The following is an 18,870-nucleotide window of genomic DNA, read 5'->3' on the forward strand; positions in this document are numbered from 1 at the left end:
GCTACGACACCTCGGATGGGCGGCGGCGGACAACGACGCCGAACTCGTCGCGCTCGCGAGCAATGCGCAGCCGCTCCTCGGCCTCGGTTGCCTCACGCTGGCGGTCCCACATCGACGCGTACAGACCAGCCTTGCGCATCAAGGCGGCCTGCGTGCCGCGCTCGGCGATCTGGCCGTCCTGCAGCACGATGATCTCGTCGGCCGAAATCACCGTCGACAGTCGATGGGCGATGACGATGGTCGTGCGGCCCTTACTGACGAGGTCGAGCGCCGCCTGGATCTCCTGTTCGGTATGGCTGTCGAGAGCCGAGGTCGCCTCGTCGAGCATCAGGATCGGCGGCGCCTTCAAAATGGTGCGGGCGATCGCCACACGCTGCTTCTCGCCACCGGACAGTTTCAGCCCACGCTCGCCGACCATCGACCGGTAGCCGTCGGGCAGACGTTCGATGAACGGCCCGATCTGAGCGAGTTCTGCCGCCTTGCGCACATCCTCCTCGCTGGCATCGACGCGGCCGTAGCGGATGTTGTAGGCGATGGTGTCGTTGAACAGCACGGTATCCTGCGGCACCATGCCGATCGCCGCGCGCAGGCTCTCCTGCGTCACGTCGCGAATGTCCTGGCCATCGATCAGAATCTTGCCGCCCTGGATGTCGTAAAAGCGGAACAGGAGCCGCGAAATGGTCGACTTGCCGGCGCCCGATGGCCCGACAATGGCAACCGTCTTGCCGGCCGGCACTTCAAAGCTGATGCCTTTCAGGATCTTGCGGTTCGGATCGTAGGAAAAGTGCACGTCGCGGAACTCGACCTTGCCGGCGCCGACGACCAGCGGCTTGGCACCCGGCTTGTCGACGATCTCCTGCGGCACATCGAGCAGATCGAACATCTGCTCGATGTCGGTCAGGCCCTGGCGGATTTCGCGATAGATGAAGCCGATAAAGTTGAGTGGGACCGAAAGCTGGATTAGCATGGCGTTGATGAAGACGAAGTCGCCAACCGTCTGCGTACCAGCCTGCACCTCCAGCGCCGAAAGGCACATGACGATAACCGTGCCGAGACCGAAGATGACGCCCTGGCCGAAGTTCAGCCAGCCGAGCGAGGTCCATATCCTGGTGGCGGCAGCCTCGTAGCGCGCCATTGAACGGTCGAAGCGCTCGGCTTCCATGCTCTCGTTGTTGAAATATTTAACCGTCTCGAAATTGAGCAGCGAGTCGATCGCCTTGGTGCTGGCGTCGGTGTCGCTGTCGTTCATGTCGCGGCGAATGACGATGCGCCAGTCGCTCGCCCTGATGGTGAACCAGATGTAGAGCCAGACCGTCACCGCCACCACAGCCACGTATTTCCATCCATAGGTGACGGCGAAGATGCCCGCTGTCAGCGCGAATTCGAGGATGGTCGGCAAGGTGTTGAGCACGGTGAAGCGGACGATCGTCTCGATGCCCTTGGTTCCGCGCTCGATGATGCGCGACAGGCCGCCAGTGCGGCGCTCGAGATGGAAGCGCAGCGACAGTTGATGCATGTGGATGAACGTGCGGAAGGCGAGCTGGCGCACCGCATACTGTCCGACGCGGGCAAACAGCGCGTCGCGCAACTGGTTGAAACCGAGTTGCACCAGCCGCACGACATTGTAGGCGATGACCAGCATGACCGGCGCCAGCAGGAAAGCCGGCAGCGGCGGCACCGACTTGGCGTCACCAGCCAGCGCATCGGTTGCCCATTTGAAGAAATAGGGGCCGGCAACCAGTGTCAGCTTGGCGACGACCAAAAGCACGGTCGCCCACACCACCCGTGCCCTGAGGTCACCACGGTCGGCCGGCCACATGTATGGCCAAAGATTGCGCAATGTCTTGAAGGTCGAACCGGATTCAGCGGAAACGGTTTTTTCGGCCATTCTTATCGCCTTTTTCTTATATCTTACTGCTTGACCGCCATCTTTTCCGAAAACCGGCCACTTTTCGCTGACGCGGTCCTTCGATTCGGGACCATGATCTAGCGGCCGGAGCAGCACGAATTGACGAGCGCGGCCAGCGATGCGGAAACATTGGCGAGCGCATCGCTGTCGACTTCATAGCGCGAGCGTTGCCGGTCCGGCTTGTAGCGGACGAGCCCTGCGTCGACCAATACCCTCAGGTGCTGTGAAACCGTGGACTGCGCCAGGTCGAGATGGTCGACGACCTCCCGGCAGCAGCAGGAGCGGCTGGCCGAAAGGTGCCTGAGGATCTCGATCCGGGCCGGATGCGAAAGCGCGGCGAGCTTCGCGGCCACGGACTGGCTGTCGGCGAAGCCGCAAGTCTTCTCGGTCAAGGGCGCATTCATCGTTTATCGGCGATAGACGATGGACGAGCTTTCCGCAAGAGGGCGGAAAGAAGAAAAAGATTTCTAATCAGCCTTCGTCGGGGCAGTCGTCATCTGGTCGCCCATCGCCTTGAGGTTGGCGGCTTCGCCTTCCTGCGATTTTTCCGGGACCTTGAACACCTGCCCCGGCCAGATGCGGTCGGGATTCCTGATCTGATCCTGATTGGCGAGGTAGATGGTCGAATAGCGCACGCCTTGGCCATAGACGCGCCGCGAGATCTGCCACAGCGTATCGTGGCGGCGGATAATAACGGCGCTGTCGGCGTGTTCGAGCTTCGGCGCCGCGGTCTCGGGAATTCCAGCCGATGTGGCGGCAACTGCGGGCCCTTCGGCTCCGATTGCAGCAGGCGGGCCAGCGGCGGAGGATGGCGTGGCAGGCTTCTGCTCGGCGGGCGCCACGGCGGCGACCGACTCGCCCGGCTCGCGCTCGAAAGGCACGGCGGCGCGGGCCAGCACCTTTGCCCCGTCGGCATCGAGTGCGTCGACATGGATGGTGTAGGTGCCAACGGGAATGCTGCGCGTCGCCTCGACCAGGAAGTGGCCGTCAGGCGAAGTTTTCGCGTCGCCGAGCAAGATATCGTTGGCATAGGCGCGCACCTTGCGGCCGGGATCGGCGAGCCCGGCGACGAAGATCTTGTTACCGTCGATCTCGATGGCTTCGACGACGATCTTTGGCCCTGCAGCTGGTGTCGCCGGTGCGACAGGCATGTTCGGAGCCGGCGCGGGGGCGACTTCGGCAGTGGCCGGCGCCGTGGCAGCCGGTGCGCCTAGGGCCGGTGCTGCGGCAGCGGGGTCCCCGGCAGCGGAGTCCTCGGCAGCCGGGGCGGCCGCCTTGTCGCCAACAGGCGCTTCAGGCTTCTTCTCGGGTGTAGGAACGGTGAGCAATTCGGAGGCCTTGCCCGGCTCTTCGATCATCGCCAGCACCTGACCAGCAGGACTCTGGGGAATCGAGACGACGGCTGTCTGCGCCGAGGGGGTCACGACATTGCCGGTCATTGAGCGCAGCGCGATCGTGTAATCGCCGGGTTTCAGCGGATCGTCGAGAACGATGGCAAAAGCACCATCGGCGCCGGCGACCGTCGAGCCGAGAACCGTCGAACCGTTGAGAATCTCGACCTTGGCGTTGGGTGCGGCATTGCCGGCGACGACGATAGAGCCCTTGATCTCGACCCGAACAATATCGAAGGTCGGCGCGATCGCATCAGCCGTGGCCGGCGCTGCCGGTGCCATCGCATCTGTGGCCGGCGCGGGCGAAACCGATCCATCGGTCACCGGCTTGGCCGGCTTCTCCGCCGGCGGCGTCAGCGATGCCACTTCCGCCGGTGGCGCGCGATTGACATACGGGTCGAGCGCGCCCGATACATAGGCGGTTCCCGCCGCGGCGACGGAGCCGCCGACGGCGAACAAAAGCGCCTTTACTGGATTAATTGTCATATTTCCCTGCCCTTAGCCACCTAATGCCGGTCTACCCTGTTTTGCCCAAACCGACAAGAAAAAGGGGGCCGACAAGAAAAAGGAGGCCAGCGAGAAAAAGCCCGCCCGGGCTTGACCGCGAATAAAGACCCAATCACCAATCATCTCATGAACACGATTCGATCCATCTGCGTCTATTGCGGCTCGTCTCCAGGCCGCGATGAAACCTATGCCAAGGCCGGACACCTGCTCGGGCGTTCGATCGCCAAGTCCGGCCTGCGTCTGATCTATGGCGGCGGCACCAGGGGCATCATGGGAGCCGTTGCCGAAGGGGCGTTGCGGGCCGGCGGAAAGGTGACGGGCATCATTCCGCGCTTCCTGATCAACAGGGAGGCCACCGAAACCGCGCTTAACCGGCTCGACGAGCTCGTGATCACCGACAACATGCACGAGCGTAAACATACGATGTTCGAGAAATCCGACGCCTTTGTGGCGCTGCCGGGCGGCATCGGCACGGTCGAGGAAATCATCGAGATCATGACCTGGGGCCAGCTCGGCCATCATCGCAAACCGATCGTCTTCGGCAACGTCGGGGGATTCTGGGACCCGATGCTGGCGCTGCTCGACCATATGATGGCCGAAGGCTTCATCCACACCGCGCAGCGGGTCAAGCCGCTGGTGGTCGACGATCCGGAAGCGATCGTCGCCGCCATCATAGTCGCCGGATCATCGGTCGACGCACCGACCGATGGTGTGCAGTCGGTAATCGACAAGCTTTAGGGGAGTAAAGGCAGTAGGGCAGTAGGTAGTGAATGCCGCGCTTATGAAGCGCGATCCTGCTCCCCTACTCCCCCCGCAAGTCGGCGACTTGCCCGGCGGACCCGCCAGATGACATTGCCGACATCGTCGGCGACGAGCAGTGCGCCGGTCCGATCGATAGCAACGCCGACCGGACGGCCCATCGCCTTGCTATCACGCCCGATAAAGCCAGCGAGCACATCTTTTGGAGGACCGCTCGGTTTACCATCGCGGAACGGCACGAAGATCACCTTGTAACCGCTGAACAGGCTTCTGTTCCACGAGCCATGCTGGCCGACGAAGGCGCCGTTGCCGTAGGCCGGGCCGAGCGAGGTGCCTTTGGAGAAGGTCAGTCCCAGCGAGGCGGTATGGGAACCCAGCGCATAATCGGGCTTGACCGCCCTCGCCACGAGATCGGGGCGCTGGGGCTTGACGCGTTCGTCGATGTTCTGCCCGAAATAGCTGTAGGGCCAGCCGTAAAAAGCGCCGTCACGAACCGAGGTCATGTAATCCGGGACGAGATCGTCGCCGATCTCGTCCCGCTCATTCACCGCGACCCAAAGCTCGCCAGTTTCAGGGTTCCAGGACAGCCCGTTCGGGTTGCGCAGCCCTGACGCGAAGACCCGGGTGCGGCGGGTCGACCGGTCCACTTCAAGGACGGCGGCGCGATTCTTCTCGGCGGCCATGCCATTTTCTCCAACATTGCTGTTGGAGCCGACGGTGACATAGAGGTTGCGTCCATCCGGACTTGCGATCACGTCCTTGGTCCAATGATGGTTGATATCTCCCGCCGGTAAGTCGACGATCTTTTCCGGCGGCGTTGTGACTCGGGTCTGGCCATTGGAGTAGGGGAAAGCGATGAGGGCGTCGGTATTCGCGACATAGAGCTTGCCTTTGGAAAGCGTCATACCAAAGGGTGAATTGAGGCCTTCCGCGAACGTCATGCGCACGTCCGCAATGCCGTCGCCATTGGTGTCGCGCAGGAGCGTGATGCGGTTGGCGCTTTTGGTCGCGGCGCCGGCGCGCTTCATAGCCAGGTCCATGAAGACCTTTCTAAGGCTGAAGCCTTGGTCATCCTTGGCAGGAGCATTGGTTTCGGCGACCAGCACGTCGCCGTTCGGAAGCACGTGCAGCCAGCGCGGATGGTCGAGGCCGGTGGCGAAGGCGTTCACCATCAGCCCCCGAGCCGGGGTTGGCATGCCACCTTTCTGCCAGCCCTTCGCCTCGGCGATGTTGACGGTCGGGATCAGCGTCGGTCTTGGTTTCGGTAAAGTGGGGTTGGGGCCATAGCCGGTCATTGCCCCCGTTTTCTGCGCCGAAAAGCCAGCGCAGCTCGCCATGACGGCTCCTAATACAGCTATGAGTACGCTTCGAGGGAAGCCGGCATGCATCGGACGTCCTCCGCACGGATTTGCGTCGTGCTCTTTACGCAAACGCGAGTCAACGACGCATTATTCCAAACTGGCTCCAATAACGACGTTCGTAGGTGCGCCTCGGATGACCGTCAAAACCGTCACACGAAACCGGTTCGCCCGTGCTAGTGATCACAGTCTGGTCGCCGCCGCGCGGCGGCGTATTGGAGACACTGGCGACGCGACCATGAACATCACTCTCAACCCGGAAGGCAGCGACCTGTCGCCTTATCTGCCAGACGAGCACGGGCTGTTCTTCGTCTATCACTTCACCGCCGAAGGCGCGAGAACCAAAGACCCGGCCGCCACACACTGGACCTGGCGCAGCTACCAGCTTTCCGACATGCGCGCCCGCCATGAGATTGCCACCGAGCCGGCTTTGCCGCCACCGGTGCGCGATGCCTTCCTGACGGCCGGCCATGGCTGCCACATCGACCTCGATGGCGACTGGCTCTACGGCGACCTGCCGGACCTGCGCCACGACTATTCGGCGGAGGCGCGCGGGCTCGGCCATTTCCGCTTCGCCCTTAACGACACCATGCTGATCGGCGGGCGCAAGCAACCGCTGCAATCGGTCGACAATATCCGCAAGGCGATCGACAACGGTTCGCGCAAGTTCCGCTCTCCGGCAGAGCTGATCGAGGCTGTCATGGGCCAGTCGCTCGACGGCATGGCGACGGAACTCGGGAGCCTGGGCGATACGCTCGACGGCATCGAGGACCGCATCGTCTGCGACGCATGGCACAATGAGCGGCAGGCGCTGGTCGATGCGCGCCGGCAACTGGTAGTGATCCACCGGCAGATGGCGACGCTAACCAGCCTGTTCCGCCATCTCGACCATTCTCACCGCGCCGATTTGCCTGATACAATCAACGACATGGCGGCACGACTTTCGCACCGCGCCCATACATTGCATCATGACGGCGAGCAATTGCAGGCACGCGCCCGGCTCCTGCAGGACGAGCTGATGGCCAAGCTGACGACGCAGTCGAACCAGTTACTCTACATGCTGTCGGTGATGACCGCGGTGCTGTTGCCGATGACGATCATCTCCGGCCTGTTCCGCATGAATGTCGGCGGGCTGCCGCTGGTCGACACGCCGATCGGCTTCTGGGTGGCGTCGGCGATATCGCTGGTCGTCGCGGCGGTCGTCTATCTGTTCGTCAGGCGGCTGGGGCGCGGGGTGTAGCGCCGGCCTTGCGCGCCGAAGAAAACATCGACCAGGAGTAGATCGCCAGCGCCGTCCAGATCAGGCCGAAGGCGATGGCCTGGGTGCTGCCGAAGGGTTCGCCGAAAATCAGCACGGCGATCAGAAATACAATGGTCGGCGCGATATACTGCATGATGCCGATTGTGGAGAGACGCAACAGCTTGGCCCCGAAGGCAAACAGCAGCAGCGGTATGGCGGTGACCGGGCCGCAGCCGATCAGCAATGCGGTATCGTTCAGGGAACTGGAGACGAAATGGTCCTGCCCTGTGACGATGAGCAAGATGATGTAGCCGAGCGCCGGCACCGACAGCAACAGCACCTCGAGCAAAAAGCCCTGGCTGGGACCGATTGGCAGCGTCTTGCGGAAAAAGGCATAAGCGGCAAAGGAAAACGCCAGCACCAGCGACACCCAGGGCAGCTTGCCGGCGTCGATCGTCAGCACCGCGACCGCGATGGCCGCCAGCAGCACCGCCGCGATTTGCAGCCTGTCGAGCCGCTCGCCAAGCAGCAGCGCACCGACAACGACGCTGACAAGCGGGTTGATGTAATAGCCAAGCGCGGTCTCGATGGTGCGGTCGACCGCGATCGCCCAGACATAGATGCCCCAGTTAACCGAAATCAGCGCCGCCGTCAGCGCCGCCATCGAAATGATGCGCGGCGAACGGATTGCGGCCTTGAAGTCCGCGGTGCGGCCGGCCCAGACCAAAACGGCGGCGGCAATCGGCACCGACCAGACGATGCGGTGCGCGATGACTTCGGCCAGCGGCAGATGCGCGACAGCTTTCATGTAAAAGGGCAGCAACCCCCACACGAGATAGGCGCCCAGGGCCAACAGAAAGCCACGCCGGGCCTTTGAGTCTGCTTCGAGCTGGATTGCTTGCGTGGGCATGGCCCAACGCTATGCGCCAGCCGCCTGGCCAAGACCATCGCAAAGTTCTGATGGATCAATGGACTTTCGCTGATGGTTCAATCCTACTCCGCCGCGACCAGCCCGGCCATCTCGCGGTTCTTCATCAGCTTGTAGACGATCGAATCCATCAGCGCCTGGAACGAAGCGTCGATGATGTTTTCTGAGACGCCGACCGTCCACCAGCGGGCGCCGGTTGCGTCATGCGATTCGATCAGCACGCGGGTGATCGCCTCGGTGCCACCATTGAGGATACGCACCTTGAAGTCGGCAAGTTCGAGGTCGGCGATCTCGTTCTGGAATTTTCCGAGATCCTTGCGCAGCGCGATGTCGAGCGCATTGACCGGGCCGTGTCCTTCGGCCACCGACATCTTCTCCTCGCCGTCGACCATCACCTTGACGATCGCCTCCGAGACCGTCTTCAGCTGGCCGTTGGCGTCGAAGCGGCGCTCGACCATGCAGCGAAACGATGTGACGCTGAAGAATTCCGGCAGGCCGTGCAGCATCTTGCGCGCCAGAAGCTCGAAGCTGGCATCGGCGCCCTCATACGCATAGCCTTCGGCCTCGCGCTCCTTGACCACAGCGATCAGTGCGTCGAGCCGGTGGTCGTCTTTCGGCATGTCGATGCCGCGCCGCTTCAACTCGGCGAGGAAATTGGCCTTGCCGCCCTGGTCCGAGACCATGACGCGGCGGCGATTGCCAACCGCTTCCGGCGGCACATGCTCGTAGGTGGCCGGCTCCTTGGCCAGCGCCGAGGCATGGATGCCGGCCTTGGTGGCGAAGGCGGAAGCGCCGACATAGGGCGCCTGCGCTTCCGGCGCGCGGTTCAGCAATTCGTCAAAGGCCCGGGAAAGGCGCGATATTCCGGCCAACGCTTCGGCCGAAATGCCTGTCTCGAAGCGGTTGGAAAAGGCCGGCTTCAGCGCCAGCGTCGGCACGATCGAGATCAGATTGGCGTTGCCGCAGCGCTCGCCGATGCCGTTCAGCGTGCCCTGGATCTGGCGCACGCCGGCCTCGACGGCGGCCAGCGAATTCGCCACCGCCTGGCCGGTGTCGTCATGGGCATGGATGCCGAGATGGTCTCCGGGAATGCCTGAGGCGATGACCTTCTCGACGATGGCGCGCACTTCCGACGGCTGCGTGCCGCCATTGGTGTCGCATAGCACCACCCAGCGCGCGCCGGCGTCGTAAGCGGTCCTAGCGCAGGCCAGCGCATAGGAGGTATTGGCATTGAAGCCGTCGAAGAAATGCTCGCAATCAACCAGTGCTTCCTTGGCCGAGGCAATCGCCGCTTCGACCGAGGCCTTGATCGCTTCGAGGTTTTCCTCGTTCGTGCAGCCCAGCGCGATGCGGACATGGTAGTCCCAGCTCTTGGCGACAAAGCAAATGGCGTCCGACTTCGACTGGACCAATGCGGCAAGGCCTGGATCGTTCGAAGCCGACACCCCAGCCCGCTTGGTCATGCCGAAGGCGACGAATTTGGCACTGGCCGTGCGGGGCTCGGCGAAGAAGGCGGTGTCGGTCGGGTTGGCGCCGGGATAGCCGCCCTCGACATAGTCCATGCCGAACTCGTCGAGCAGCCCGGCGATGGCGATCTTGTCCTCGACTGAAAAGTCGATACCCGGTGTTTGCTGGCCATCACGCAGTGTCGTGTCGAAGAGATAGAGGCGCTCGCGGCCCATGATCATTTCCCCGCAAACCGATCCGTCGCCCGGATCAACCGGTCGAGGATGCCCGGCTCCGAATAGGCATGGCCGGCGCCCTCGATCAGGTGGAAATCCGCTTTCGGCCACGCCTTGTGCAGCGCCCAGGCATAGCGCGCCGGGCACGGCATGTCGTAGCGGCCATGAACGATGGTGCCGGGGATGTCCTTCAACTTGAACGCATCACGCAGCAGTTGCCCTTCCTCCAGCCAGCCGGCATGGACGAAATAGTGGTTCTCGATGCGGGCGAAGGCCACGGCATAGTCGTCTTCGCCAAACCGGCTGCTGGTTTCCGGATCGGGCAATAGCGTGATCGTCTCGCCCTCCCACAGGCTCCAGGCGCGGGCGGCCTCGACCTGCGCCTTGCGGTCGCTGCCGACCAGCCGCTTGCGATAGGCGGCCATCATGTCGCCGCGCTCGGCCTCGGGGATCGGCGCCAGGAAGCGCTCCCATTTGTCGGGGAACATTTCCGAGACGCCAAACTGGTAATACCATTCGAGTTCCGCACGCGTCAGCGTATAGATGCCGCGCACGACCAGCTCGCTCACATGTTCGGGGTGTGTCTCGGCATAGGCTAGCGCCAGTGTCGATCCCCACGAGCCGCCGAACACCAGCCATTTGTCGAAGCCGCACATGTCGCGCAGGCGCTCCATGTCGGCGACCAGATGCCAGGTGGTGTTGGCCTCGAGCGAGGCGTTGGGCGTCGACTTTCCGCAGCCGCGCTGATCGAACAGTATGACATCGTAAAGCTTCGGATCGAACAGTCGCCGGTGCTTTGGCGAGATGGTACCGCCCGGTCCGCCATGCAGGAACACAGCCGGCTTGGCACCCCTGGTGCCGGACCGCTCCCAATAGACCTGATGGCCGTCGCCTACATTGAGCATGCCTGACTCGAAAGCCTCGATCTCTGGGTAGAGGGTGCGGAGTTCACTGCTCATAATTTCAGGCCCTGCTGCGGCCAGTTGGCCGTCTCGTGATCCGGATGCTGGAAGGAGATGATCTGCTCCTGCCGGGTGTAGTAATCAGGATCGTCATGGACCGGCGCCTCGAAGATCTTCTCCACCCAGGGCAGCCGCGCGGCGTAGTTGACCTGGATCTGCGGCGCGAGGTCGGAGCGATCGTCAAAAGCGCCGATGGCGATCTCAAGCCCGCCGGGCTGCCGATAGGTCAGCGGCGTGCCGCAGCGGGCGCAGAACCCGCGATCGATATTGACCGACGACTGAAAATAGCTCGGCTCCTCACGGACCCATTCGACGCCGTCCTTGGGCACCGTCACCAGTGCGCCGAAGAAGGAACCAAACTGCTTCTGGCACATACGGCAATGGCAGATGGACGGGCGCCCAAGCGCCCCACGGATGCGGAAACGCACGGCGCCGCACTGGCAGCCGCCGGTTCGAACGGTTTCGGTCATGATCTTTCCTCCGGCGGCCATTGTTCGGTGTCGTGGTCGGGATGCTGGTAGGAGACGAGATCGGCGAGATAGGAGGCTGACGAGATATCGGCCATCGTGTCCTCGCCGGGCAATTCGTGGATGCGGTCGACGTAGGGGAGCTTTGCTTCGGTACCCCACTGGATGGTCGGCGCGATCTCCTGCGGAGCGTCGAAGGCGGCGATGGCGAGCGCGATACCCTCGGGCGCCTCGAAGGTCAGCGGGGTGCCGCAATCGGCGCAGAAGCCGCGCAATGCGGCGTTGGACGAGCGGAAGCGTTTGGGCTCGCCGCGCATCCAGTCGAGTTTTGCGCCACGCACCGACACCAGCGGCAGGTAGAAATTGCCGCTTGCCTTCTGGCACATGCGGCAATGGCAGACGGAGGCATCACCCAGCGCGCCTTCGACACGGAAGCGCACGGCGCCGCACTGGCAACCGCCTGTGTAGACCGGTCTGTTGTCTAGACTCATTGCTTCACTCCGCGGCATGGCAGACGGCTTCGATATTGTTGCCGTCGGGGTCGAAGACAAAGGCGCCATAGTAGTTCGCGTGATAGTGCGGACGCAGGCCAGGCCCGCCATTGTCCTTGCCGCCGGCGGCGATTGCGGCTGCGTAGAAGGCGTCGACCTCGGCGCGGCTTCGCGCAGTGAAGGCGACGTGCTGACGGTCCTTCGGCTTGTCCTTGCTTTGATGCAGCCAGAACACCGGCCGGTCCCGGCCATAGCCGCCGACCTTGGCGCCGCCGGTATATTCCTGCGGCACCATATAGAGGAGCGCGGCACCGAGCGGCGCCATCGCCTTGTCATAGAACACCTTGGAAGCGTCGAAATCAGAAACGGTGATGCCAAGATGATCGATCATCTTTTTACCTCCCAAGTGGTGATGCGGGCGCCGGTGACGGGGTCTTTGCCGTCCTTCAACTGAATACCTTGCGCCAGCAAGTCGGCACGGATGCGGTCGGCCTCGGCCCAATTTCCGGCGGCGATCAGTGCGAGCCGTTTGGCGATCGCCCTGGCGATGGCGTCTTCATCGACCTTGGTCGGCGTGACGTCGAAGCCGAGGAACAGCAACGCCGCCTTCAGCGAAGCGGCAGCATCGTTGCCCGCTGCGGCAGGCTTGCCGCCACCGGCAGCACTGAAATCTACAGCCTCACCGGCCAACTGCGTCAGCACCTGGAACGCAGAATAGGTTGCGAGATCGTCCGACAGGGCTTCCACCACTTCCACCGGCAATTGCTTTGCCGCCGCCGGTGCCAGATCCGCCGCCCGCTTCCATTTGCGCAGCGTGTTTTCCGCCTCTTCCAGCTTGCGCACGGAAAAGTCGATCGGCTCGCGATAATGCGTCATCAGCATCGCCAGCCTGAGCACCTCGCCTGGCCATTTGCGGCCGCCAAAGGTATCCGTCTCCAGCAACTCGTTGATCGAGTAGAAGTTGCCCAGGCTCTTGGACATCTTCTGCCCCTCGACCTGCAGGAAGCCGTTGTGCATCCATACCTTGGCCATTACGTCAGTGCCGTGGGCGCAGCGCGACTGGGCGATCTCGTTTTCGTGGTGCGGGAAGATCAGGTCGAGCCCGCCGCCATGGATGTCGAAGACCTCGCCGAGATAGGCGGCCGACATCGCCGAGCACTCAATGTGCCAGCCCGGCCGGCCTCTGCCCCACGGGCTGTCCCAGCCCGGCTCTTCCGGCGAGGACAGCTTCCACAGCACGAAATCGCCAGGGTTCTTCTTGTGGGGATCGACGGCGACGCGAGCGCCGGCCTGCTGTTCGTCGAGATTGCGATTCGACAATTGGCCGTAGTCCGGCATCGAGGCCGTGTCGAACAGAACTTCGCCTGCCGCAACATAAGCATGGCGGCGTTCGATCAACCGTTGAATCAAGGAGATCATGTCGACTTTGCCATCGGCGCGCGGCTCGACGAATTCGGTGGCGCGCGGCTCGACTGTCGGTTCCAGGCAGCCGAGCGTCGCCACATCCTTGTGGAACTGGTCGGCGGTTTTTTCGGTGACGCGCCGGATCGCCTCGTTCAGCGACAGCTTTCCCGAGGCAATTTCGCCGCCGAAATCGCGCAGTGCGCGGTCGTTGATCTTGTCGTCGACATCCGTGATGTTGCGCACATAGGTGACGTGCGCTTGCCCGTAGAGATGGCGCAGCAGACGGAACAGCACGTCGAAGACGATCACTGGCCGCGCGTTGCCGATATGGGCAAAGTCGTAGACCGTCGGGCCGCAGACATACATGCGCACATTGCGCGGATCGATCGGGAAGAAATCCTCCTTCGTCCGCGTCAGAGTGTTGTAGAGGCGCAGGCCCTTCGATGCGTCAGACATTCGTGCCTTCCCGGTGCGTTACCTTTTGGTTGGGGCCACTTGCGCTGAGACGCAAATCAGGCACCAGCCTGCTGGCCGGGGCGTTTGTCCACTCTAGAGGAAGATAGGCGAAAACGTCCGGACCAGCGCGAAGCTAGCCAATAATGCAAATGCCACAAATGGCGAAAGACGTTCTCATGAGCGGCTTTATCGCCTCACCCAGTGTTGCCGTCAAGTCGCAACTTTCGGCAAAAGAGTCGCCGGATCACAGGTAATGACGCAGTGAAACATTTTATTAAACATCTCGGCACAGTCATGAAACATTCGCCGGCTAGATCACCAGATGTCACGATTTGGTCGGATTCGGCCAGCAAACGCGGACACGAAGACGTTACCAGGGAAGAGAAAAATGCCCCGAACCAAGCAGGACTCCAGCAGCGCGAAGCAACCTGCGCTCGCCAGCCAATACCGGGCGATCGGGCCGGCCGCCATCGTCGCCGCCCTTCTCCATACCGCGAAGAAGAAAAAGCCGGCGCAAAAGATCACATCGCCGCGCGCTGCCTGATGCGACGTCAGCCGACGCCATGCGCCGGCAATGAGGCGCCGAATGTGCCAGGAAAATAGCTGCTAGAACAAGGTCATCTAACCTGTCGTCCGCGCCGGATTCTGGCGCCTGGTCTTTTTGGGGCTCCGGCCCCACGACGCCCCTTTTCTGAATCTCCGATCCGGTGTTGGCGACCTCGTTGACGAGGTCGGAAACCGGGAAAGCCTCGAAGAAGTCGAGCTGTGCCGGTCTGAGCAGGTCCGCCACGTCGCGCGGCTCCAGGGGCGGCAATCCAGCCAGCGGGCGAAATCCTGCGGATCTATCACTACCGGCATCCGGTCATGGCTATGGGCGATGTCGGTATTGGCGTTGACGGTCAGGATGGCGCCGGTGTCCATTTCGGAACCGCCCGGCTCGGCATAGGTCTCGATCAGCCCGGCGAAGGCGACAAGTCCGCCATGCCTCGGCCGCACCCAATAGGGCTGCCCCCTCTTGCCGCCTGATTGACGCCATTCGTAGAAGCCGGAAGCCGGCACCAAAGCGCGGCGATGGCGCATGGCGGTGCGAAACGAGGCCTTTTCCGTTGCTCCCTCCGAGCGCGCGTTGAACAGCAGCGGAAAGTCACGCGTGTCCTTCACCCAGGCCGGGATCAGCCCCCAACGCACCAACATCGACTGCCGGTCGGGCTGGTTCGAGCCTGGCGCATGCGGCAAGCCTGCAATCGCCATCAGGACCGGCTGCGTCGGCGATGTTGTAGCGGGCCGGAAAATCCTCCAGCTCCGCCAGACCGAGAAAAGCGGCAGTCTGGTCCGGCGTGGCGGTCAAGGCAAAGCGTCCGCACATAGCTAAACTCGTTGAAACGGTCGGATGCGAAGGTGGCGATGGAACTGGCGTTGCGCAACCGCTAATGCTTCTTCACGCTGGACGGTCCACAACCGGCTGCAGCGAATGACGATCGGAGATCCATGGACGAAATGCGCAAGATTCTCCCGGCTGTCTCGGTCGCCATTGTCCGCGGCGACACGGTGCTGCTGGTCAAGCGGGCGCGGCAGCCTTCGCAAGGATTTTACGCGTTTCCAGGCGGCAAGGTCGAGGTCGGCGAAACGCTGGAACAAGCCGCGCAACGCGAATTGCTGGAGGAAACCGGGTTGCATGCGCAAAACTACCGCGCACTTCGGGAAATCCACATCGACGGCGGCAGCGACGGGCACCCGGTCGACTATCTGCTGACGGTGTTCGGCGCTACCTATGCCGGCGGCGAGCCCGTGGCCAGCGACGACGCCGAGAACGCCGCCTTCTATACGCTCAGCGAAATGACGGCGCTGCCGCTTGCCGCTTCGGTGTTTGCCGTTGCCGAAGAATTGCTCAGGAATGCAGGGGCGTAACCTCCAAAATTGCCTTGCAGGCGACAGATTGTTTGGCCACATAGACTCATGATCCGCGCATCGCTTTTCCTTGCAGCTTGCCTCGCCGCCAGTACGGCATTCGGGGCGCGGCCGGCTCTGGCCGCCGAGTCGCCGTTCGAGCCGGGGCTGATGCGGCTGGCGGAGGTGCTTGGATCGCTGCATTTCCTGCGTAATCTGTGCGGCGAGAAGGGCGACCAGTGGCGGGTCGAGATGGAGAAGCTGATTGCTTCGGAAAATCCGGACTCGGAGCGGCGCGCCCGCTTCATCGCCAGCTTCAACCGCGGCTACCGCTCCTTCGGCGGCACCTACACGCAGTGTACCGCCTCGGCGACCGAAGCCATCAGCCGCTATATGAAGGAGGGCGAGACGCTCTCGCGCGACATCGCCTCGCGCTACGGCAACTGACCTTGACACCTCGCTGCTTGTCCGGTGGCGCCTTAATCCTTGTGTTGCACTTTTGCAACGGTATTAACGAAACGTTACGGCGCGGATGCGGAATTAACTCAAACTGAAGGTTTTCATCCCGCTCGCCGGCCTAATCGGCTAAGTTTGAATCGGATCGAACGCAGGTTTGAAAAACGTGACGAGCCCTTGTCGAAACGACCCCCCAGAAATGTCGTATTTACAAGTACTTACTTAACCTGCGTGTAAAAAGGGACAGCCCAAGCCTGATCCGCATCTGCCGGATCGCCGCTTGAAAAGGGTGGACATCGCAATGGAACATGCCGTCAACGACATCGACGCGCTGGTCAGGGAAGAAAAGCGCCTGACCGCCGTGGAAAGCCACAGCGAGGCCTGGGCGGAAGGGCTTTCGGCTGGAATCGAGCCGGAAATCATCGCCGAGGCGGCCCTTGAAACGGCGTTCGGTGAAATGCTGCGCGCCAACGGCGAGACCTCGGCCCTTGCCCTGCTCGACCGCATGCGTGAAAAGGTGATAGCCGGGGCCTTCGAACCAGGACGGCTGCGGCACTGAACCGGCATCAGGCTCTTTGACAACGGCGTGCCGCTTGGGCGGTCATGCCCCGGGCACCTGGGCGGGCCTGGGCATCTGGACGGAATCATGGAGAGGCAGGCGGTGAATTTTTCGACGTCAGGCCAGCCGCGCGGCTTGGCCCTCAGCATCCGGCTCGTCGCTTTTTGCGCCGCGGTCCCTCTGGCTTTTTGCCTCGCAAGCAGCCCTGCTTATGCGCTGAGTGAAATCAAGCGCGAGGACCTGCCCTCGCCAGTCACGCCGCCCGCCGATGACGACATGTCGCCGCCCGGAACCGCGGTGCCGATGCCCGATCCGCTCGGCACGACACCGCCTGCGACCAACCTGCCGAGGCCCCCCGACGAGCGGGAACAGGTCGAACCGGAAGGGCCAAAAGACGATGGTGGCATGGCCAATCCGCAAGCCGATCCGGATGAACCCTTGCCCGAGGTCGTCTACGATCTCGGCAAGCTGCCGGAGCCGGTCAGGCGCATGCACGATTTGATCCTCGAGGCCTGCAAGAGCGGCGACATCGAAAAGCTCCGGCCGTTGATCGGCCAGGGCGATACGATGACCCAATTGTCGCTGAGCGAGATCGAAGGCGACCCGATCACCTTCCTGAAAGGTCTTTCGGGCGACACGGAAGGCCAGGAGATCCTCGCCATCCTGGAAGAGGTGCTCAGTGCCGGCTATGTCCATGTCGATGCCGGCACGCCGCAGGAGCTCTATGTCTGGCCATATTTCTTCGCGCTGCCGCTGGACACGCTCGACGCCAGGCAGCGGGTCGAGCTGTTCAAGATCGTCACCGCCGGCGACTACGACAGCATGAAGCAGTTCGGCGCCTACATCTTCTACCGCGTCGGCATCACGCCGGACGGACAGTGGACATTCTTCGTCGCCGGGGATTGAGCGGCATTGCCCTTTCCTACCCTCAAGCCCGCTTAGAGCATCGGAGTGGGTCCCCGCTTCGGGAAAGCCGATGCTCAAAGAAAGAGATAGACCGGCGGTCCGATCGATTTGAAAGTCCGCCGCTCTAGACCGGCAGCGCCTCGGAAAACTCCACAGCCTTGCCCTGCCCTGGCGTGACGATCTCGCCTTCCCACATCACGCGGCGGCCGCGGACCACTGTTCCGACCGGCCACCCGGTTACTTCTCTGCCCTCATAGGGCGTCCAGCCGGCCTTGGAGCCGGCCTGCGCATTGGTGATGGTTTCGCGGCGCTTCAGATCGACGATGGTGAAATCGGCGTCGTAGCCGGCGGCGATGCGGCCTTTCCTGGCCATGCCGAAGATACGCTGCGGGCCGTGGCTGGACAGGTCGACGAAACGTTGCAACGTCAGCCGGCCGGCATTGACGTGATCCAGCATGATCGGCACCAGTGTCTGCACGCCGGTCATGCCGGACGGCGAGGCAGGATAGAGTTTTGCCTTCTCCGCCAGCGTGTGGGGGGCGTGGTCGGAACCCAGCACATCGACAATGCCTTGTGCAATGCCGTGCCAGATGCCGTCGTGGTGGCGCGATCCGCGCACCGGTGGGTTCATCTGGATCAGCGTGCCAAGCCGCGCATAATCGTCCAGGCTCAGCGTCAAGTGATGCGGCGTCGCCTCGCAGGTCGCGACGTCCTTGTGCTGTTCGAGGAAGGCGATCTCCTCTGCGGTCGAGATGTGCAGCACGTGAATCCGGGCGCGAACCTGGCGCGCGATGCGCACCAGGCGCTCGGTGCAGCGCAATGCGGCGATCTCGTCGCGCCACAGCGGATGCGAGGACGGATCGCCCTCGATGCGCTCACTCAGCCGCTCGCGCAACCGGAACTCGTCCTCGGAATGGAACGCGGCCCGACGGCGCGTATTCCTCAGAATCGAGGCGACGCCCTCATCGTCGTCGACCAAAAGGTCGCCGGTGGACGAGCCCATGAATACTTTTATGCCGGCAGCACCGGGTAGCCGCTCCAGTTCGCCGGCATCCCCGGCATTGTCGCGGGTGCCGCCGACCCAGAAGGCAAAGTCGCAATGCATGCGGCCGGTGGCGCGCCGAACCTTGTCGGCAAGGGCTGCTTCGCTGGTGGTCAGCGGGTTGGTGTTGGGCATCTCGAAGACGGCGGTGACGCCGCCCAGCACCGCTGCCCGCGAGCCTGTCTCCAAATCTTCCTTGTGCTCCAGCCCTGGCTCGCGGAAATGCACCTGGCTGTCGACGACGCCGGGCAGGATGTGCAGGCCACGACAGTCGACCGTCTCGCCGGCTGATGCCTGGCCGAGATCGCCGATGGCGGCGATGCGCCCGCCGTTGATGCCGATGTCTCGCCGGCCCTCGCCATCGTGGTTGACCACCGTGCCGCCTGTCAGGATGAGGTTGTAGGTCGTGGCCATGCTGATCCGGTCTCTTGCGGGGGGAGTGTCAGCGGCTTACGTAATGGCCGAC

At 62.9% G+C, this 18,870-nt stretch carries 19 protein-coding genes and 1 pseudogene; 7 read left to right on the forward strand and 13 right to left on the reverse strand.

Going from position 1 to position 18,870, the window contains the following annotated elements; all coding sequences use genetic code 11:
• Nucleotide 1: 1 nt before the first annotated feature.
• The 3 genes from A9K68_RS22700 to A9K68_RS22710 all read right to left on the reverse strand — a co-directional run bounded on the left by A9K68_RS22700 (nt 2) and on the right by A9K68_RS22710 (nt 3,786).
• A complete protein-coding gene (locus tag A9K68_RS22700; protein ID WP_065009859.1) occupies nt 2-1,888 on the reverse strand; it encodes an ABC transporter ATP-binding protein/permease in 1,887 nt (628 codons plus the stop codon).
• A 98-nt stretch (nt 1,889-1,986) separates the two neighbouring features.
• Nucleotides 1,987-2,313 carry a metalloregulator ArsR/SmtB family transcription factor gene (locus tag A9K68_RS22705; RefSeq protein WP_029354431.1) on the reverse strand — a complete coding sequence of 109 codons (327 nt, stop codon included), beginning with the start codon at nt 2,311-2,313 and terminating at the stop codon, nt 1,987-1,989.
• A 63-nt stretch (nt 2,314-2,376) separates the two neighbouring features.
• On the reverse strand, nt 2,377-3,786 hold the full coding sequence (locus tag A9K68_RS22710) for a LysM peptidoglycan-binding domain-containing protein (RefSeq protein ID WP_065009834.1): 1,410 nt from the start codon (nt 3,784-3,786) through the stop codon (nt 2,377-2,379).
• Between the two features lie 147 nt (nt 3,787-3,933).
• On the opposite strand from A9K68_RS22710, the gene A9K68_RS22715 reads away from it, so the two are divergent.
• Entirely contained in the window at nt 3,934-4,545 is a 612-nt protein-coding gene (locus A9K68_RS22715; RefSeq protein ID WP_065009833.1) for a TIGR00730 family Rossman fold protein, read from the forward strand.
• Nucleotides 4,546-4,586: 41 nt separating this feature from the next.
• Here A9K68_RS22715 and A9K68_RS22720 read toward each other — a convergent pair whose 3' ends face one another.
• Complete coding sequence (locus A9K68_RS22720; protein WP_065009832.1) at nt 4,587-5,954, reverse strand: sorbosone dehydrogenase family protein; 1,368 nt, start codon at nt 5,952-5,954, stop codon at nt 4,587-4,589.
• A gap of 208 nt (nt 5,955-6,162) precedes the next feature.
• On the opposite strand from A9K68_RS22720, the gene A9K68_RS22725 reads away from it, so the two are divergent.
• Nucleotides 6,163-7,164, forward strand: a complete 1,002-nt coding sequence (locus tag A9K68_RS22725) for a transporter (protein WP_065009831.1) — start codon at nt 6,163-6,165, stop codon at nt 7,162-7,164.
• Here A9K68_RS22725 and rarD read toward each other — a convergent pair.
• From rarD to cysS, 7 genes are all read right to left on the reverse strand, one after another.
• A complete protein-coding gene (gene rarD / locus A9K68_RS22730) occupies nt 7,139-8,074 on the reverse strand; it encodes an EamA family transporter RarD (protein ID WP_065009830.1) in 936 nt (311 codons plus the stop codon). The two genes, A9K68_RS22725 and rarD, sit on opposite strands and share 26 nt — an antisense overlap.
• 83 nt (nt 8,075-8,157) lie before the next feature.
• Complete coding sequence (gene cimA, locus A9K68_RS22735) at nt 8,158-9,774, reverse strand: citramalate synthase (protein ID WP_065009829.1); 1,617 nt, start codon at nt 9,772-9,774, stop codon at nt 8,158-8,160.
• Between the two features lie 2 nt (nt 9,775-9,776).
• Nucleotides 9,777-10,733 (reverse strand): prolyl aminopeptidase, encoded by a 957-nt coding sequence (gene pip, locus A9K68_RS22740; RefSeq protein ID WP_065009828.1) that lies wholly within the window; start codon nt 10,731-10,733, stop codon nt 9,777-9,779.
• Nucleotides 10,730-11,206 carry a GFA family protein gene (locus tag A9K68_RS22745; protein WP_082982530.1) on the reverse strand — a complete coding sequence of 159 codons (477 nt, stop codon included), beginning with the start codon at nt 11,204-11,206 and terminating at the stop codon, nt 10,730-10,732. Before A9K68_RS22745 ends, pip begins: the two co-directional genes overlap by 4 nt.
• Entirely contained in the window at nt 11,203-11,694 is a 492-nt protein-coding gene (locus A9K68_RS22750) for a GFA family protein (RefSeq protein ID WP_065009826.1), read from the reverse strand. The genes A9K68_RS22745 and A9K68_RS22750 overlap by 4 nt, the downstream gene beginning before the upstream one ends.
• Nucleotides 11,695-11,698: 4 nt before the next feature.
• Nucleotides 11,699-12,085, reverse strand: a complete 387-nt coding sequence (locus A9K68_RS22755; RefSeq protein ID WP_065009825.1) for a VOC family protein — start codon at nt 12,083-12,085, stop codon at nt 11,699-11,701.
• Entirely contained in the window at nt 12,082-13,554 is a 1,473-nt protein-coding gene (cysS, locus tag A9K68_RS22760; RefSeq protein ID WP_065009824.1) for a cysteine--tRNA ligase, read from the reverse strand. Before cysS ends, A9K68_RS22755 begins: the two co-directional genes overlap by 4 nt.
• A gap of 388 nt (nt 13,555-13,942) precedes the next feature.
• On the opposite strand from cysS, the gene A9K68_RS31420 reads away from it, so the two are divergent.
• On the forward strand, nt 13,943-14,098 hold the full coding sequence (locus A9K68_RS31420; protein WP_082982528.1) for a hypothetical protein: 156 nt from the start codon (nt 13,943-13,945) through the stop codon (nt 14,096-14,098).
• A gap of 84 nt (nt 14,099-14,182) precedes the next feature.
• Here the strand turns inward: A9K68_RS31420 and A9K68_RS22765 are convergent.
• Nucleotides 14,183-14,920 (reverse strand): annotated as a pseudogene (locus tag A9K68_RS22765) (SOS response-associated peptidase); the annotation flags it as partial.
• A 122-nt stretch (nt 14,921-15,042) separates the two neighbouring features.
• Here A9K68_RS22765 and A9K68_RS22770 point away from each other — a divergent pair.
• The 4 genes from A9K68_RS22770 to A9K68_RS22785 all read left to right on the forward strand — a co-directional run bounded on the left by A9K68_RS22770 (nt 15,043) and on the right by A9K68_RS22785 (nt 17,362).
• Entirely contained in the window at nt 15,043-15,462 is a 420-nt protein-coding gene (locus tag A9K68_RS22770; RefSeq protein ID WP_065009823.1) for an NUDIX hydrolase, read from the forward strand.
• A gap of 48 nt (nt 15,463-15,510) precedes the next feature.
• The gene (locus A9K68_RS22775; protein WP_029354446.1) at nt 15,511-15,888 is read left to right on the forward strand and encodes a TIGR02301 family protein; all 378 of its coding nucleotides are present in this window, start codon (nt 15,511-15,513) and stop codon (nt 15,886-15,888) included.
• A gap of 310 nt (nt 15,889-16,198) precedes the next feature.
• Entirely contained in the window at nt 16,199-16,456 is a 258-nt protein-coding gene (locus tag A9K68_RS22780; RefSeq protein ID WP_029354447.1) for a hypothetical protein, read from the forward strand.
• Between the two features lie 102 nt (nt 16,457-16,558).
• Nucleotides 16,559-17,362 (forward strand): hypothetical protein, encoded by an 804-nt coding sequence (locus A9K68_RS22785; RefSeq protein WP_065009858.1) that lies wholly within the window; start codon nt 16,559-16,561, stop codon nt 17,360-17,362.
• A gap of 124 nt (nt 17,363-17,486) precedes the next feature.
• Here A9K68_RS22785 and A9K68_RS22790 read toward each other — a convergent pair whose 3' ends face one another.
• On the reverse strand, nt 17,487-18,818 hold the full coding sequence (locus tag A9K68_RS22790; RefSeq protein WP_065009822.1) for a dihydroorotase: 1,332 nt from the start codon (nt 18,816-18,818) through the stop codon (nt 17,487-17,489).
• Nucleotides 18,819-18,870 lie beyond the last annotated feature (52 nt).

The organism is Mesorhizobium sp. AA22 (genome assembly GCF_001672375.2).
Taxonomy (GTDB): Bacteria; Pseudomonadota; Alphaproteobacteria; order Rhizobiales; family Rhizobiaceae; genus Mesorhizobium; species Mesorhizobium wenxiniae.